The following is a 15,334-nucleotide window of genomic DNA, read 5'->3' as shown; positions in this document are numbered from 1 at the left end:
CCGACTACCGGCATACCTCGACCAGCAGCGGACCGGCGGGGTCCGTCGGGTAGCGGCTACTCCCCTGCGCGGGCCGCGGCGGCTACGGCCGCGGCCACGGCCGGGACGACGCGGGGGTCCAGCGGGCTGGGGACGATCCTGTCGACAGCGAGCTCGTCGGCGATGACGGAGACTATGGCCTCGGCGGCCGCCAGCTTCATCTCCTCGGTGATCGCGCGGGCGCCTGCGTCGAGTGCTCCCTTGAAGACGCCCGGGAACGCGAGAACGTTGTTGATCTGGTTCGGGAAGTCGCTGCGACCCGTCGCGACGATCGCAGCGTACTTCTGTGCGACCTCGGGGTGGATCTCGGGGTTCGGGTTGGACATCGCGAAAACGATCCCGTCGGGCGCCATCGAAGCGACCGCCGCCTCGGGCACGGTGCCTGCGGAGACGCCCAGGAAGACGTCGGCTCCATCCAGTGCCTCCACGACGCCTCCGGTGCGTCCGACCGGATTCGTGCGCGCGGCCAGTGCCTTCTTGACTTCGGTCAAGTCACTCCGGTCCGCCGAGACGATCCCCTTCGAGTCGAGCACCACGACATCGCTGACACCCGACGCCAGCAGGATGTCGGTGATGGCCACGCCCGCAGCGCCGGCGCCCGAGATGACCACGCGCAGATCCCTCAGCTCACGCTGCTGGACGGTGCACGCGCCGCGTAGCGCCGCGAGGGCGACGATCGCCGTGCCGTGCTGGTCGTCGTGCATGACCGGGCAGTCCAGGGCGTCCTTGACACGGCGCTCGATCTCGAAACAGCGCGGGGCCGAGATGTCCTCGAGGTTGACGGCGCCGAAGCTGTGCCGCATCCGCACCAGCGTCTCGACGATCACGTCGGGGTCCTTGGAATCGATCACCAGCGGGATCGAGTCGAGGCCTGCGAATCGCTTGAACAGCGCCGACTTGCCCTCCATGACGGGCAGCGAGGCCGCCGCGCCGATGTCGCCGAGCCCCAGGACCGCCGAGCCGTCGCTGACCACCACGACCAGGCGGCTGGTCCACGTGTAGTCCTTTCGCAACGCGGGATCCTCCGCGATGGCGGTACAGACCTGCGCGACGCCGGGCGTGTACGCGATGGACAGGTCACGCTGCGTCTCCAGCGGGGCGGACAGCCCGACGGACAGCTTGCCGCTCTCGTGCGCGCGGAAGATGTCCTCGCTGGTGATCTCCCGGGCCGAGACCGACTTCTCGGGGGTCGACGTCATTGTGGTCTCCTGGTCTGCTCGGCCTGTCGGTGGGCGGACCCGACACGCGGCTACCGATGAGTCACAACCCGTTTCACACTCGCGCTGCCGTGGGGGACGAGCAGCGCGAAAGACTCTACGGCACCTGCGCCGACCGCCGCCAGTTCTGCCCGCAGCTAGTTCACCTGCCGGTCCCGCCCCTCCCAGAACGGACGACGAAGGACGAACTTCTGGATCTTCCCCGTCGCCGTCCGCGGCAGAGCATCGGTGAACTCGATCCTCTTGGGGCACTTGTATCCTGCGAGCGACTCGCGGCAGTGCGCTATCAATCGGTCGGCGGTCACGCCGTCGGCGACGACGATCGCGGTGACCAGCTCGCCCCACTTCTCGTCGGGGATCCCGATAACCGCCACCTCGCGCACGGCGGGATGTGAATTGAGCACGTCTTCGACTTCGATGGAGGTGACGTTCTCGCCGCCCGAGATGATGACGTCCTTCTTGCGGTCGGCGATCGTGAGGTACCCGTCTTCCATGGTGCCCCGGTCGCCCGTGTGGAAGCGATCGCCTGCCAGCGCGGCTGCGGTTTCGGCGGGCTTGGCCCAGTAGGCGTCCAAGACGTGGTTGCTACGCGCCAGCACCTCTCCATCGTCACCGATCTCGATGTGTACGCCGAGCGCCGGCGCGCCCGCCCGGCCCAGTCGACGCGCCTGCTCGGTGGGATCGGCGGACTCCCACTCGCGGCGGAAGCGGTTGACGGTGAGCAGCGGCGCCGTCTCGGTGAGGCCGTAGATCTGGATGAACTCCCAGCCGAGCTCGGCTCGAACGCGGTGGATCACGCGGGTCGGCGGCGGTGCGCCCGCGACGATGATGCGTACCCTGTCGCGGCCGGGTATCTCGCCCTGCCACGTGGTCGCGGCGTCGAGCGCAGCCGTCACCACTGCTGGGGCGGCGCACATGACGGTGACTCCGTGTGCCTCGATGCGGCGCAGGATCTCGGCGCCGTCTACCTTCCGCAGCACGATGTGCTGCGCACCGACCCCGGTGGCCGCGTATGGCATCCCCCAGCCGTTCGCGTGGAACATGGGCAAGGTGTGCAGGAGCACGTCGTTCTCGGTCAGCGTGACGTGCAGGCCGAAGGTGACGGCGTTGAGCCACAGGTTGCGGTGCGTGAGCTGCACGCCCTTCGGTCGCGCGGTGGTGCCCGACGTGTAATTGATCGTGGCCGTGGCGTTCTCGTCGCCCTGCCACGGGCGTGGAGTCGCAACGCGGTCGCCCATGGCTTCCGCCCGCGTGTCGTTACCGAAGATCTTCTCGTCGTCGCGCCCGAGCACGAACACGTGCTTCGCGGTGACCGCGTCGAGCAGGTGCTCGACCTCCGGATCGACGATGAGGACCTCGGCGCCGCTGTTCTCCACGATGTACCGCACCTCGGCCGCGGCGAGCCGGAAGTTGACGGGCACGAGGACCCGCCCCCACCCCGATACCCCGAAGAACGACACCAGCAGCCGGGCCGCGTTGTGCGACACGATCGCTACGCGGCCGCCGACCGGCACGCCTAGATCGTCGAGCGCCGCCGCCTGTCCCCGGGCGAGCCTCGCCATCTCGCGGTACGTCACCTCACCCCACGACGGCGCGGGTTGCTCCGGCTCGTCCACGATCGCCACACGCTCCGGGTACACGAGCTCTGCACGGTCAAGGAAGTCCTGCACACCGAGATCCACGAACATGCGTCAACCCTACGAGCGCCGTCGCGCTCGCGCGGCGCGTCCGGGAAAGGCGCCCGTCCGGTCGTCGTCGATGGGATCGGATAGTGATCCGTGAGACTTGTCGGTGCCTCCATCCCGGCTTGTCGCAGCCGCTAATTCCGGTGGCCTACAACGCAAGAAGTTGATATCAGCACACCTATCGCCCCGCAGAGCGATAGGTTTCGATCGCGCGCGGGCGCGTGCCCTCTAAGGATTGGACCGTTGGAGATGCTCGTACACGTCGTCTTTCCCGACGTAGACAGGGAGCCCGTCACCTACGACCTGCCTGTGGTCCCGCGGATCGGCGAGACCGTGACCATCGGTCGCGGCTGGTATCTCGTGAGCCGTGTCGAGTGGACGCTTGCCGAGTCGGCGGTGCACTCGTCGGTGACCCTGCGGCTGCGCCCGCTGTCGGGCGCCGAATGATATCCGAGACGGCCCGTCACCCGGTGAAGACGGAACTCACGAGGTTCACGGTGGTCGCCAGGATCACCGCTCCGAAGACGTACGACAGCAGGCATTGCCGCAACACGATCGAACGGAACCGCGCATCGGTCACGCTGGTGTCGGATACCTGATAGGTCATGCCCAGGTTGTAGCTGAAGTAGAAGAAGTCGCGGTACCGCGGCGGCTCGTCATCGTTGAAGTCGATGCCCGCACCACGCTCGGTCGCATAGTAGGTCGCCGCGTAACGGGCCGCGTACATCAGATGCAGCGAGGCCCACGACGCGAAGACGCCGAGCAGGGCAAGACCCGCCGGGAGAGGACCGGCCCTCGTTCCCCCCAGCGCCAGCAGGGCGCCGATGGAACCGAGTCCTGCGAGCGCGGCACACACGACGACGATCTCGTCGAGGACGGGCCGGAACTCCTCACGCCGAACATCGGCACGCGTGCCGGCGGCGTCCATCGGCCACAGCACCAGCCAACCGGCGATCACGAACAGCGTTGCGGTGACTGCCACCCAGAGCAGAACGCACAGCGCGATCGGGGTGCCCGCCAGGCCGCCCGCGGCGCCGGACACGACCGCCCCGACGAGGAGACAGACGGCGAGCCTCGGGGTGGCCGAGGCGGGAACGGGCGGACCGGGGCGGCGTGGCATCAATCGCGCGACCGCGGCCGACGAGCGCGCGACGGCACATCACGGTCGGGCCCCTCGTTCCCGTCGTACAGCAGGTTGTACAACACGAGCACGGCGAACGCCGCGATCGCGAGCGAGACGACGACGAGTAGCACCTCGAACAGAATCACCACGGGCTCGGTTCCCTTCTTCCTCTACGTCTCGACCACACGTCGGTCAGGCCGCGACGACGGACTTCCACGGGGCCTCGAGACCGCCGGCCATATCGTGCCCTGCATCCTGCGCCAGCAGGATCGCCGCGAGCGCGGCATCGCCCGCCAACAGACTCACGTGCTCGCTGGCGGGGCCGCCGAGCTCCAGCGGAGCGACGGCCTGCTCGATACTCTTCTTCAGCTCGACCACGGCGGCCGCGTCGTACAGAGCGCTGGCGAGTTCCACGGCCGACTGCCGGACCTCCGGCTTCGCCGTCTCGACTCCCGACGCCTTCGTCGTCTGCTCGAACGTCCACAGGGCAAGGGTGTCGAGGATCTCGGTCACTCCTTCGATCTCGGTGATATGGCTGCTACTCATGCGTTCTCCTAGGTCGATCGTCTTGGATACGGACGCGGCCCGGCGCACGACGACCGCACAGCGGCACCGTCACGGGAGGCCGCACTCTGCTCAGCGGCGGCGTACGCGTCGTCCATCTTCAGGTCACCTCGTATCGATCTGCGTCTCAGACGGATCGGACCGTCACGGCGTCTGTAGGCGCACGGCCTCGACGTCGAAGGACAGCGACACGGCGTCGCCCACCACCTTGTCCCCCGTCTCGGTCGGCACGTCGATGGTGATGCCGAAATCCTGACGCGTGATCGTCGTGGTCGCCTCGAAACCGACGACCTCGCCCTTGCCTACTCCGCCGTTGCGCCCGAGATAGGAGACGTGCAGATCCACCTGCTTGGTGACGCCGCGCAGCGTGAGGTCGCCCGTGAGGACGTAGCCGTCGCCGGACGCCGTCATGCCCGTCGACTCGAACGTCGCCTTGGGGTGGTCGTGCGTGTCCAGGAAGTCGCCGCTTCGTAGATGCTCGTCGCGTCGGGCGTTGCGGGTGGTCAGCGACGAGGTGTCGATCTCGACGACGACCCCGGCCGTTCCGTCCTCCACGGTGATGGTGCCGGAGAAGGACTGGAACGTCCCCCGGACTCTGCTCACCATCAGGTGCCGCACGGAGAAGTCGATCGACGAGTGGTCGGGGTCGATGAGCCACGACGAGGGCTCGAGGGGCAGGTCGCTCATGCTGTGTCTCCTTCGATAGCGGACCCGACGGTCTCGTCGGGGCGGGTCGGCGCGAGTCGGTCCGCGGGGGCGTGGACCGCCGTGGCAGCGGGTTCGGGGTTCTCCCACCGGGTCACGAGCCGATCGTCGTCCGCGCCCAAGATGATGACCGCGCCACCCAAGATGTCGCCGCTCAGCAGGGCGCGGCCGATGCTCGTCTCGACCTCGTGCGAGATGAAGCGCCGCAGGGGGCGCGCCCCGTACACCGGGTCGTAGCCTTCGCGGGCGATGAGCTCGCGCGCCGAATCGGTGAGCTCGAGCGTGAGGCGGCGTTCGGCCAAGCGGCGCCGGAGGTCCTCGACCTGGAGGTCGACGATCGTCTCGATCTCCCCGAGCGACAGCGGCTTGAACAGGACGATGTCATCGATCCGATTGAGGAACTCCGGCCGGAAGTGCGCCCGTAGCTCGCCCATGACCCGCTCGCGCGCCTCGTCGGTGACGGCCCCGTCGTCCCCGATCCCGTCCAGCAGATGCACCGACCCGATGTTGGCGGTCATGATGATCATGGTGTTGCGGAAATCGACGGTGCGCCCCTGCGAATCGGTGAGCCTGCCGTCGTCCAGGATCTGCAGCAGGGTGTTGAACACGTCCGGGTGGGCTTTCTCGATCTCATCGAAGAGCACGACCGAATAGGGCTTCCGACGGACCTGCTCGGTGAGCTGCCCGCCGTCCTCGAAGCCCACGTAACCGGGAGGCGCCCCCACTAGCCGGCTCACCGTGTGCCGTTCCTGATACTCGCTCATGTCGAGCCGGACGATGTTCTCCTCCGAGTCGAAGAGGGTGGCCGCCACGGCCCGAGCGAGTTCGGTCTTGCCGACACCGGTGGGCCCGAGAAACAGGAACGACCCGATGGGCCGGCGCGGATCCTTGACCCCGGACCGTGCCCGGATCACGGCGTCGGTGACGAGTCGTACCGCCTCGTCCTGGCCGACGACCCGCTCGTGCAGGACGCTGTCGAGCCGAAGCACCTTCTGCCGCTCGCCCTCGACGAGCCTGGCGACCGGGATGCCGGTCCACCGCGCCACGATCTCGGCGATCTCGTCGGCCGTGACCTCCTCGCGCAGCAGGCGGTCGCGCCCCTGCTTCTCCGTGAGGCGCTCCTCCTCTCCCTGCAGCCGGCGTTCCAGCTCGGGAAGCCGCCCGTGCCGGAGCTCGGCCGCCCGGTTGAGGTCGTAGGCCTGCTCGGCCTCCTCGATCTGGTGCCGAACGCGCTCGATCTCCGAGCGCAGCGACTGCAGCTTGCGGATCGCGCTGCGCTCCGCCTCCCACTGCGCCGTCATCGCATCGGCCTCGGACCGCTGGTTCGCCAGATCCTTGCGCAGATGCTCGAGCCGTTCCTTCGATGCGGCGTCGGTCTCGTTGCGGAGCGCCGCCTCCTCGATCTCCAGCTGCATCACCCGGCGGGTGATCTGATCCAATTCGGCCGGCATGGAATCGATCTCGGTGCGGATCACCGCGCACGCCTCGTCGACGAGGTCGATGGCCTTGTCGGGCAGGAACCGATCCGTGATGTACCTGTGCGAGAGCACGGCGGCGGCGACGAGCGCGGCGTCCTGGATCCGCACGCCGTGGTGGACCTCGAACCGTTCCTTGAGGCCGCGCAGGATCGAGACGGTGTCCTCGACTGTGGGCTCGTCGACGGTCACCGTCTGGAAGCGGCGCTCGAGTGCGGCGTCCTTCTCGATGTAGCGTCGGTATTCGTCCAGCGTCGTCGCGCCGATGCAGTGCAGTTCGCCGCGGGCGAGCATCGGCTTGAGCATGTTCCCGGCGTCCATCGCGCCGTCGCCGGCGCCTGCGCCCACGACGGTGTGCAGCTCGTCGATGAACAGCAGGATCCGGCCGTCGGCCGACTTCACCTCCTGGAGGACGGCCTTGAGTCGCTCCTCGAACTCGCCCCGATACTTGGCGCCGGCGACGAGCGCACCCATGTCCAGGGCGAAGACCGTCTTGTCCCGGAGGCCCTCGGGTACATCGCCGCGTACGATCCGCTGCGCCAGGCCCTCGACGACGGCCGTCTTGCCGACCCCGGGCTCGCCGATCAGGACCGGGTTGTTCTTCGTCTTGCGGGACAGGATCTGGATGACCCGCCGGATCTCGGCGTCGCGTCCGATCACGGGGTCGAGGTCGCCGCTGCGAGCGGCGGCCACGAGGTCGCGGCCGTACTTGTCCAGAGCCTCGTACGAGGATTCCGGATCATCGGTCGTCACGCGCTGGCTTCCTCTCACCTGTACGAGCGCCCCGAGGATCGCGGCACGGGTCGCGCCACACTCGGCCAGGGCGCGCCCCGCCGGATTCCTGCTACCGCTCTCGCAGAGCGCGAGCAGCAGGTGCTCGACGGAGATGTACTCGTCCTTGAAGCGCTCCGCCTCGCGTCCCGCCGCGACGAGCACCTCGCTCAGCGCGCGCGATGTGTGCACGCTCTGCCCTGCAGCGGTTCCGGTCACCTTCGGCTGGCGCGCGACGGCGTCCGTCAGTCGATCGCGCAGGGCGTGGGTGTCGACGCCCACTCGATCGAGCAGCCTGCCGACCAGACCGTCGGGCTGCTCGACGAGTGCTAACAGCAGGTGGTCGGCGCCGACCTCGGTGTTGTGATTCTCCAGAGCCAGTGCCTGCGCATCGCGCAGCGCCTCCTGGGACTTCTCGGTCAGATCGGCCGGTGCCATGGCTATCTCCGTTCCCACCGTTCGATGTGACCCAGCGCGCCCTCCAGCGCCTCGATACGCGCGAGCAGATCCATTGCGAGCAGGGCACCGGTGTAGTTCAGTCCGAGGTCGTGGCGCAGGCGCTGGAGCCGCGCGAGATGCGCTGCAGCGTCGCGCCGGAACATCGGGCGGCCCGTGGCGGTCGCCGGTTCGAGGGCCCCGAGGGCCACCAGCCGGTGCACCAGATCCGGGTGCAGGCCCGCCTCCACCGCGACCACCTCCAGCGGCACCAGGGGCGCCCCGTCGGCATCGACGCGCTGGACGGCGACGAGTGCATAGCTTCGAGGTCCCGTCATATCAGTTCCTCACGGGGATCGAATCGGGTGGCGGCCAGCTTCTCGTACAGTTCGCGCTGTTCGTCGTCGAGATGCTTGGGCACCACTATCTTCAGATGCACGAAGAGCGATCCCGTCGCTCCCCGTGTCGCCGGCATCCCCTGACCGCGCACGCGGAGCGTCCGTCCGCTGGACGAACCGGCCGGCACACGCACCTTGACGGTGCCGGTCAGGGTCGGTACCGGGATATCGGCGCCCAGTGCCGCCTCCGACGGCGATACCGGCACGTCGACGTGCAGATCATCGCCATCGCGTCGCAGCCTCGGATGCGGCGCGATCCTGGCCCGGAGGAACAGGTCGCCCGCAGGACCGCCGTCATGCCCCGGTCCGCCCTCACCCGCGAGCCGGATCCGCTGGCCGTCGCGGACGCCCTTCGGGACATCCACGTCGTAGTCGCGTCCGTCGGCGAAACTCAGATGCCGGTGCCCGCCGGCGGCCGCCTCCTCGAGCGTCAGGTCGAGCTCGGCCTCGTGATCGGCCCCGCGCGTGGGATACCCGGCGAATCCGGGGCCGCCGCCCCGCGTGCGTCCGCCGCGACCGCCGCCGAACAGCGACTCGAAGAAGTCGCTGAAATCGCCACCGTCACCGAAGTGCACGTCGCCGGTGAAGCCCGCGCCACCGAACCCACCCTCACCCGAGACATCCTGGCCGGCACGCCAATTCGCGCCGAATCTGTCGTATTCGGCACGCTTCTCCGGATCGCGCAGCACCTCGTATGCCTCGGAGATCTGCTTGAACCGGTCCTCTGCGCCCGGCTCCTTGTTGACATCCGGGTGGCTCGTGCGGGCGAGCTTGCGGTAGGCGCGCCGAATGTCGTCCTCACTGGCGTCCCGGGGGACGCCGAGCGCCTCGTAGTAGTCCTGGTACCCGACGGGCATCCGATTCAGTCCACCTTTCGCCGGCCGACCACGACCTGGGCAGGGCGGACGACCTCTCCGTCGGAACGCACGTATCCGGACCGGGCTACGTCGACGATCATCTGGTCGTCACCGTCGACCACCGCCACTGCCTCGTGACGTTCCGGATCGAATCGGGCATCCGCGGTCTCGATCCGGGATACGCCGTTGCGGGTCAGGATCGCGTTCATCTGCTCTAGGACCGCCGTCAGACCGGGATCACCGGGCTCCATCTTCAGCGCACGTTCTACGCTGTCCACCGCGTCCAGCCAGTCCCGCAACATCCTGGTGCCGGCCGCCGCCGCTTGGCGCTGCGCCTCGCGCTCCGTGCGCTTGCGGTAGTTGTCCAGGTCGGCCAGGGCCCGCCGGTACCGGTTCTGAGACTGCTCGAGCTCGGCACGGAGCTGGGCGGCCGCCGAACCGGGGTCCTCGGACTCCTCGCCCGGCGCAGCGCCCTCCCGCTCCGGTCCGTCCGCGGACTCGTCCGCCACGGAGTCGTCGCCACTCATTCGCGCGTGAAGTCGACGTCGACGACGTCGTCATCGCCCGACGGACCGCCGCCGGACTCGCCGCCGGATCCCTGCGCCGGCCCCTGCGCTGCGGCCGCCGTCGCGGGCAGGCTGTGCACCACCTGTTGTAGGTCCGCGATCAGAGGGCGGACCCGATCGAGACCGGCGCGGTCCCCGACCGCCGCCTTGGCGTCGGTCACGAGCTGCTCGGCGCGTGCTTTCTCGTTGACCGGGACGGACTCGGCGAGTTGCCCGAGCAGTTGCTCCACCTGGTACGCGAGACCGTCGAGCTGGTTGCGGGCGTCGACCTCCTCGCGCCGGGTCTTGTCCTCGGCGGCGTGCTCCTTGGCCTCGGTGACCATCCGGTCGATCTCGTCCGACATCAGGTTCGCGGACTCCGTGATCTCGACCTTCTGCTCGAGGCCCGTGTCCTTGTCCTTGGCCGATACGTTGAGGATGCCGTTCGCATCCGTGTCGAACGTGACCTCGATCTGCGGGGCGCCGCGCGGAGCGGGCCGGATTCCCTCCAGCCGGAATCGCGCCAGCTGCCGGTTGTCCGATGCCAGCTCGCGCTCGCCCTGCAGGACAACGACATCGACGGCTGTCTGGTTGTCCTCGGCCGTGGAGAAGACCTCGCTGCGGCGAGCGGGGATCGTGGTGTTGCGCTCGATCACCTTGGTCATCACGCCGCCCATGGTCTCCAGGCCGAGCGACAGGGGCGTGACGTCGAGCAGCACGACGTTCTCGACGTCGCCTTTCAGCACCCCCGCCTGGAGGGCGGCACCGATCGCCACCACCTCGTCCGGGTTGACCGACATGTTCGGCTCCTTGCCACCGGTCAGCCGGCGCACCAGCTCCTGAACGGCCGGGATGCGTGTCGACCCGCCGACGAGGATCACCTCGTCGATATCGTCGGCGGTCAGCTTGGCGTCGCTGAGCGCCTGCTCGACCGGTTTGCGCGTGCGCTCGACCAGCGACTGGGTCAACTGATCGAACTTCACCCGCGAGAGCGTCAGGTCGAGGTGCTTGGGACCGGACGCGTCGGCGGTGATGAACGGAAGGTTCAGCGTGGTGGTGGTCGTCGTGGACAGCTCCACCTTGGCCTTCTCGGCGGCCTCGTACAGCCGCTGCAGCGCCTGCGCGTCCTTCACGAGATCGATGCCCTGCTCGCGCTGGAATTCCGCCGCCGCCCAATCGACGACGCACTTGTCGAAGTCGTCGCCGCCCAGGTGACCGTCACCGCTCGTCGAGCGCACCTCGACGACGCCGTCGCCGACGTCCAGGATCGATACGTCGAACGTGCCGCCGCCGAGGTCGTAGACCAGAACGGTCTCGGCACCCTTCTTCTCCAGTCCGTAGGCGAGCGCGGCCGCCGTGGGCTCGTTGACGACGCGCAACACCTCGAGTCCAGCGATCCGCCCGGCGTCCTTGGTGGCCTGCCGCTGAGCGTCGTTGAAATACGCCGGCACGGTGATGACCGCCTCGGTCACCTTCTCGCCGAGGAACTTGCTCGCGTCTTCGGCGAGCTTGCGCAGGACCTGGGCGGAGATCTCCTCGGGGGCGTACTGCCGGCCGCGGACATCGAAGCGCACGGCGTCATTGGGCCCCTTGTCCACCTTGTACGAGACGATCTTCGACTCGTCGTCGACCTCATCCCATTTGCGTCCGATGAATCGCTTGGCGGAGTAGACGGTCGCGTCGGGATTCATGATCGCCTGCCGCCGGGCGACCTGACCCACGAGTCGCTGCCCGTCGTCGGTGAACGCCACGACGGACGGGGTGGTGCGCCCGCCCTCCGCATTAGCGATGATCTCCGCGCGCCCACCCTCCATCGTCGCTGCTACCGCAGAGTTGGTCGTACCCAGGTCGATGCCGACAGCCTTAGCCATGCGCTTCCTCAATCTCCCGAAGTGTCGATCGTCCGTGTCGTGGTGCGTGCGTATCCGTGATACGTACGGCGCGGCCGACGACCCGGCGGCGGCCGACTCACGCACCACGAAGATCCCGCGCGGGCGCAGTCGAGGGTGATCGGAGCATCTCCGTCATGGGCCCCATGGAGGTGACCGTCGCAGCGCGGGCCACACTCACGCTAGCGGCCGAAATGAGCTGTGCGGTAACCATCGTCGGCCCCTTGTTCCGCGGTGTAACAAGCACTGTGCGGGGTGACAGAATGGGGCGATCGTCCTTGACGCACGACCCGTGTGCGTCGGGGCCGGCGTCAGGAGTTCGGGTCGCTGCGCGTCTCGGAGAATGCGGACGGATTCAGCCGCACGACGTATGCAGCTGCGGTCAGCTCGGCGGCCTCACGCGGCTCGGACAGGCGCCGATCCGTCATCTCCTGCAGCCGCCGCAGTCGATAGCGCACGGTGTTCGGGTGGCAGTAGAGGAACTGGGCCGCGTTCTCCGCCGATCCCGATCGACTCAGGTACACCCACAGCGTCTCGATCATGACCGCTCGGTCGTCTGCCGCCATCGCGAGCACCGGCCCCAGTACGCGATGCGCCAACCGTATCCCCTCGGCCGGCGCGGACACGACGAGAGCGGCCAGTGGGCTGGAGCTGAACACATGCACCCCGGCCCGTTTCGGTGGCAGGATCTCCAGAGCTGCCTGGGCCAGCCGGAGCGCCCTCGGCGTCTCCGGGAGGGTGTCGTAGACCGGGCTGATACCGACGCGCGCGCCCGGGATCGCTTCGAGTACCCGGGCCACGGCGTCCACCGACTCGCCCCGTAGCGCGATCACCCCGAGCTGTTGCAGTGGCGCCAGGCGCCATGCGGACGCCAGACCGTGCGATGCGAGTTTCTCCTCGACCTCGGGCAGGGCCTCATCGGCGACGCGCGGGGTGTCCGCGGCGACGACGACATGCCTTCCGCCGTGTGGGAATCCGAGCAGGCTCACCGCCTCCCAGGGCCCGACCTCCGGAGTGGGGTGGCCTGTGAGCAACGCCTCCACCAGGGCGGAACGGCGTCGCTGCTGGAATTTGAGGATGCTGGCGCCGGCCTCGCGATAGGCCTCGGTCACCGCGACCGCGTGCTGGTCCATCAGATCCAGGATCACCGTCGCGACATCGAGGAGCTCCGAAGTGGCCGGGACAGCACTCCGATCCCGGTCGACCAGATCCTTCCAGAGCACACCGAACGCGATCCGGTACACACGCAGCACCTCGGGGAGCGGCGCTCCCTCGCGTGCACGCCGCGCGGCGGTCTCGCGGGCGAATCCGAGGTCGAGACCGTCGCCCGTGCCGACCGCGATGGAGTCGGCGGCGAGTTCGAGCGCCGCCTCGACAGCGGCACGCAACTCACTGTCGGGCACCGTCGAATTCCTGTCGGCGTAGAAGGCGACGCGGACGACCACCTCTTTGACGACCACATCTGCGATGTCACCGATGCGCGACCGAATCCAGGCCGCGATGTCGCTCCGCTGCTCAGGGATCAACCCCGCGCACTCCCATCGTCGAGAACCCTGTCCTCACGCCATCGCCGGATCGCGGGAGACTCGACCAGAGACGTTCCCGTGATCGCGAGATCATGCTACCCGAGGCCCCAGATCGGGAGCCCGCTAGAAGGGACGGGGCAGAGTGCCGGGAGCGCTGTCGGACCGGTCGTCACCGCCCTTGATCGAACACCGTGCGGATCACCCCGATGCGCCCGTCGGCATCGAAATGCAGCCAGGTGGCGACCGGGATCGCAGGGCGCTCGGACAGCGACACATCGGACCAGATGATCGCATCGGCATCGCCGCCGACCAGCACCGCCACCTCGTCGACCCGGATCGCCTCGGCCATTTCGACAAGTCCCGCCACAGTGTCCTCGACGCCCGAGGTGTGCGCGACCGGGCCGATGAATCGGACGTCGTCCGCCAGGAGCGAGCGGAGCGTCTCGGAATCACCGGACGACGACGCGCTGTGGAACCGGGCGGCGAGCTCATCGGTAGTCGGCATTGTTACCCCTTCGGTAGTGGCGGGAACGTCGAGATCAGCATGGTGCCGAGAGCCGAGCCGCGCGTGCCCCCTCCCGACGTTTGTCGCACAGCACAGACAAGATTGGGCAGCCGTTGATCGAGGCGGCGCCGAGGCCGTGAGCCATCGGAGACGTGGCTAGCCTGTGGCCATGACCGACGCGTCCGCCCTCCCCCAGCCGCAGGACGTCACCAGACCCTTGACTCGGTCGGCTGCGTTTCTGGTACTGACCATCAACGACGGCGAAGAGGCGATGCGCACCGCGCGCTCGGTCGTCGCCGGTACCGGCGACCTGATCAAAGACGTTCGCATCCGCGCCACACACGGCTCGTTCAGCTGCAACGTCGGAATCGGCCACCGAGTGTGGGACGCCCTCACCCGCAAGCCCGCACCGCGGGAATTAGCGGCGTTCACCGAGGTGAAGGGCGCACAGCACGTCGCGGTCGCGACGCCGGGTGACCTGTTGTTCCACTTGCGGGCGGACAGTATGGATTTGATCGTCGAATTCGAGAAACTGCTGTTGGAAGCGTTCGGCGATGCTGTTACGGCCGTGGACGACGTCGCCGGTTTCCGGTATTTCGACACCAGGGACATGCTCGAGTTCGTCGACGGCACGGCGAATGCGATCGGCACCGATGCGCTGCACGACACGATCGTCGGCCAGGAGGACCCCGCACACGCGGGCGGCAGCTACGTGATCACCCAGAAGTACCTGCACGACCTGGGCAGCTGGCGGAGCCAGCCCACGCAGGTCCAGGAGGCGGTCATCGGTCGGACCAAGTTCGACAACGTCGAACTTCCCGATGCCGAAGCGGACCAGCAGAAGGCACACAAGACGCTCTGCACCGTCACCGACGCGGACGGTGAGCACGACATTCTTCGGGACAACATGCCCTTCGCCACACCGGGCAAAGGCGAGTACGGCACCTTCTTCATCGGCTACTCGCGGCACCTCTGGGTGATGCAGGAGATGCTGCAACGCATGTTCGTCGGCGCGCCCCCGCCGCTGCACGACCGGATCCTGGACTACTCCACCGCGGTCACCGGCTGCACGTTCTTCGTGCCGTCTCTGCCGTTCCTGGCCGGCCTGGACGGCTGAAAGCCGGCCACCGAGCGGGAGCGGGAACGGCCGGGCCTTCGGGTCAGCGCCACATGTGCGGCGGGCCCGGCCCTATGCCGTCCCGGCTAGACCGTGAACCCGAGGGCGCGCAGCTGCTCGCGGCCGTCGTCGGTGATCTTGTCCGGGCCCCACGGGGGCATCCAGACCCAGTTGGCCTACGGCCTTGTTGACCAGATATGTGCTTCTACCTGCATCAATGGACTGAACGATCGGGATGATGGTCGACGAAAAACACACAAAACGACACACAAAAATTTCAAGGACACCGGAGCGGGGGACGGTAGGGGACGACGGTGGACCACGGGTTACAACGGGCCGAGCATGCTTGTAGCTTTCACGGCTCGTCACCCCCGCCGCCTGCGCAGCGACGATCTCTGTGGCGGCGCGGTGTTCCGCGGTAACCGCCCCCTCCACCGCTCCGTGGAATGCGATCGCAGTCTCGGTACCCGCGAGCGGATGCGC

General features: G+C 68.2%; 15 protein-coding genes and 1 pseudogene. 2 read left to right on the top strand and 14 right to left on the bottom strand.

Features of this window, described 5'->3' with window-relative positions; all coding sequences use genetic code 11:
- Positions 1–56: 56 nt before the first annotated feature.
- A complete protein-coding gene (locus tag P0W64_RS02115) occupies positions 57–1,238 on the bottom strand; it encodes an NADP-dependent malic enzyme (protein ID WP_275478396.1) in 1,182 nt (393 codons plus the stop codon).
- Positions 1,239–1,393: 155 nt separating this feature from the next.
- Positions 1,394–2,944 carry an AMP-binding protein gene (locus P0W64_RS02110; RefSeq protein ID WP_275478395.1) on the bottom strand — a complete coding sequence of 517 codons (1,551 nt, stop codon included), beginning with the start codon at positions 2,942–2,944 and terminating at the stop codon, positions 1,394–1,396.
- A gap of 240 nt (positions 2,945–3,184) precedes the next feature.
- On the opposite strand from P0W64_RS02110, the gene P0W64_RS02105 reads away from it, so the two are divergent.
- Positions 3,185–3,388: a hypothetical protein gene (locus P0W64_RS02105; RefSeq protein WP_275478394.1), complete on the top strand. Its 204-nt coding sequence runs from the start codon at positions 3,185–3,187 to the stop codon at positions 3,386–3,388.
- Between the two features lie 16 nt (positions 3,389–3,404).
- On the opposite strand, the gene P0W64_RS02100 is transcribed toward P0W64_RS02105, so the two are convergent.
- The 11 genes from P0W64_RS02100 to P0W64_RS02050 all read right to left on the bottom strand — a co-directional run bounded on the left by P0W64_RS02100 (position 3,405) and on the right by P0W64_RS02050 (position 13,734).
- The gene (locus P0W64_RS02100) at positions 3,405–4,061 is read right to left on the bottom strand and encodes a DUF1345 domain-containing protein (RefSeq protein ID WP_275478393.1); all 657 of its coding nucleotides are present in this window, start codon (positions 4,059–4,061) and stop codon (positions 3,405–3,407) included.
- A complete protein-coding gene (locus P0W64_RS02095) occupies positions 4,061–4,213 on the bottom strand; it encodes a hypothetical protein (protein ID WP_275478392.1) in 153 nt (50 codons plus the stop codon). The genes P0W64_RS02100 and P0W64_RS02095 overlap by 1 nt, the downstream gene beginning before the upstream one ends.
- 43 nt (positions 4,214–4,256) lie before the next feature.
- Positions 4,257–4,610 carry a hypothetical protein gene (locus P0W64_RS02090; RefSeq protein WP_275478391.1) on the bottom strand — a complete coding sequence of 118 codons (354 nt, stop codon included), beginning with the start codon at positions 4,608–4,610 and terminating at the stop codon, positions 4,257–4,259.
- Positions 4,611–4,772: 162 nt separating this feature from the next.
- A complete protein-coding gene (locus tag P0W64_RS02085) occupies positions 4,773–5,315 on the bottom strand; it encodes a YceI family protein (protein ID WP_275478390.1) in 543 nt (180 codons plus the stop codon).
- Entirely contained in the window at positions 5,312–8,017 is a 2,706-nt protein-coding gene (gene clpB, locus P0W64_RS02080) for an ATP-dependent chaperone ClpB (RefSeq protein WP_343232831.1), read from the bottom strand. Before clpB ends, P0W64_RS02085 begins: the two co-directional genes overlap by 4 nt.
- Before the next feature lie 2 nt (positions 8,018–8,019).
- Complete coding sequence (locus P0W64_RS02075; protein WP_275478389.1) at positions 8,020–8,352, bottom strand: chaperone modulator CbpM; 333 nt, start codon at positions 8,350–8,352, stop codon at positions 8,020–8,022.
- Positions 8,349–9,269, bottom strand: coding sequence for a J domain-containing protein (locus tag P0W64_RS02070; RefSeq protein ID WP_275478388.1), 921 nt, complete (start codon positions 9,267–9,269; stop codon positions 8,349–8,351). Before P0W64_RS02070 ends, P0W64_RS02075 begins: the two co-directional genes overlap by 4 nt.
- Positions 9,270–9,274: 5 nt before the next feature.
- Positions 9,275–9,796, bottom strand: coding sequence for a nucleotide exchange factor GrpE (locus P0W64_RS02065; protein ID WP_275478387.1), 522 nt, complete (start codon positions 9,794–9,796; stop codon positions 9,275–9,277).
- The gene (gene dnaK / locus P0W64_RS02060) at positions 9,793–11,685 is read right to left on the bottom strand and encodes a molecular chaperone DnaK (RefSeq protein WP_275478386.1); all 1,893 of its coding nucleotides are present in this window, start codon (positions 11,683–11,685) and stop codon (positions 9,793–9,795) included. Before dnaK ends, P0W64_RS02065 begins: the two co-directional genes overlap by 4 nt.
- 329 nt (positions 11,686–12,014) lie before the next feature.
- Positions 12,015–13,163: a PucR family transcriptional regulator gene (locus P0W64_RS02055; protein ID WP_275478385.1), complete on the bottom strand. Its 1,149-nt coding sequence runs from the start codon at positions 13,161–13,163 to the stop codon at positions 12,015–12,017.
- A gap of 235 nt (positions 13,164–13,398) precedes the next feature.
- Positions 13,399–13,734, bottom strand: coding sequence for a nuclear transport factor 2 family protein (locus P0W64_RS02050; RefSeq protein WP_275478384.1), 336 nt, complete (start codon positions 13,732–13,734; stop codon positions 13,399–13,401).
- A gap of 169 nt (positions 13,735–13,903) precedes the next feature.
- Here P0W64_RS02050 and P0W64_RS02045 point away from each other — a divergent pair, with 169 nt between their 5' ends.
- Positions 13,904–14,851, top strand: coding sequence for a Dyp-type peroxidase (locus P0W64_RS02045; protein WP_275478383.1), 948 nt, complete (start codon positions 13,904–13,906; stop codon positions 14,849–14,851).
- 86 nt (positions 14,852–14,937) lie between these two features.
- Here P0W64_RS02045 and P0W64_RS02040 read toward each other — a convergent pair.
- A pseudogene (locus P0W64_RS02040) lies at positions 14,938–15,024 on the bottom strand (metal-sulfur cluster biosynthetic enzyme); the annotation flags it as partial.
- Positions 15,025–15,334 lie beyond the last annotated feature (310 nt).

This window comes from Tsukamurella sp. 8F (assembly GCF_029167375.1).
Taxonomy (GTDB): domain Bacteria; phylum Actinomycetota; class Actinomycetes; order Mycobacteriales; family Mycobacteriaceae; genus Tsukamurella.
This window is presented reverse-complemented; position numbering and strand designations above follow the sequence as displayed.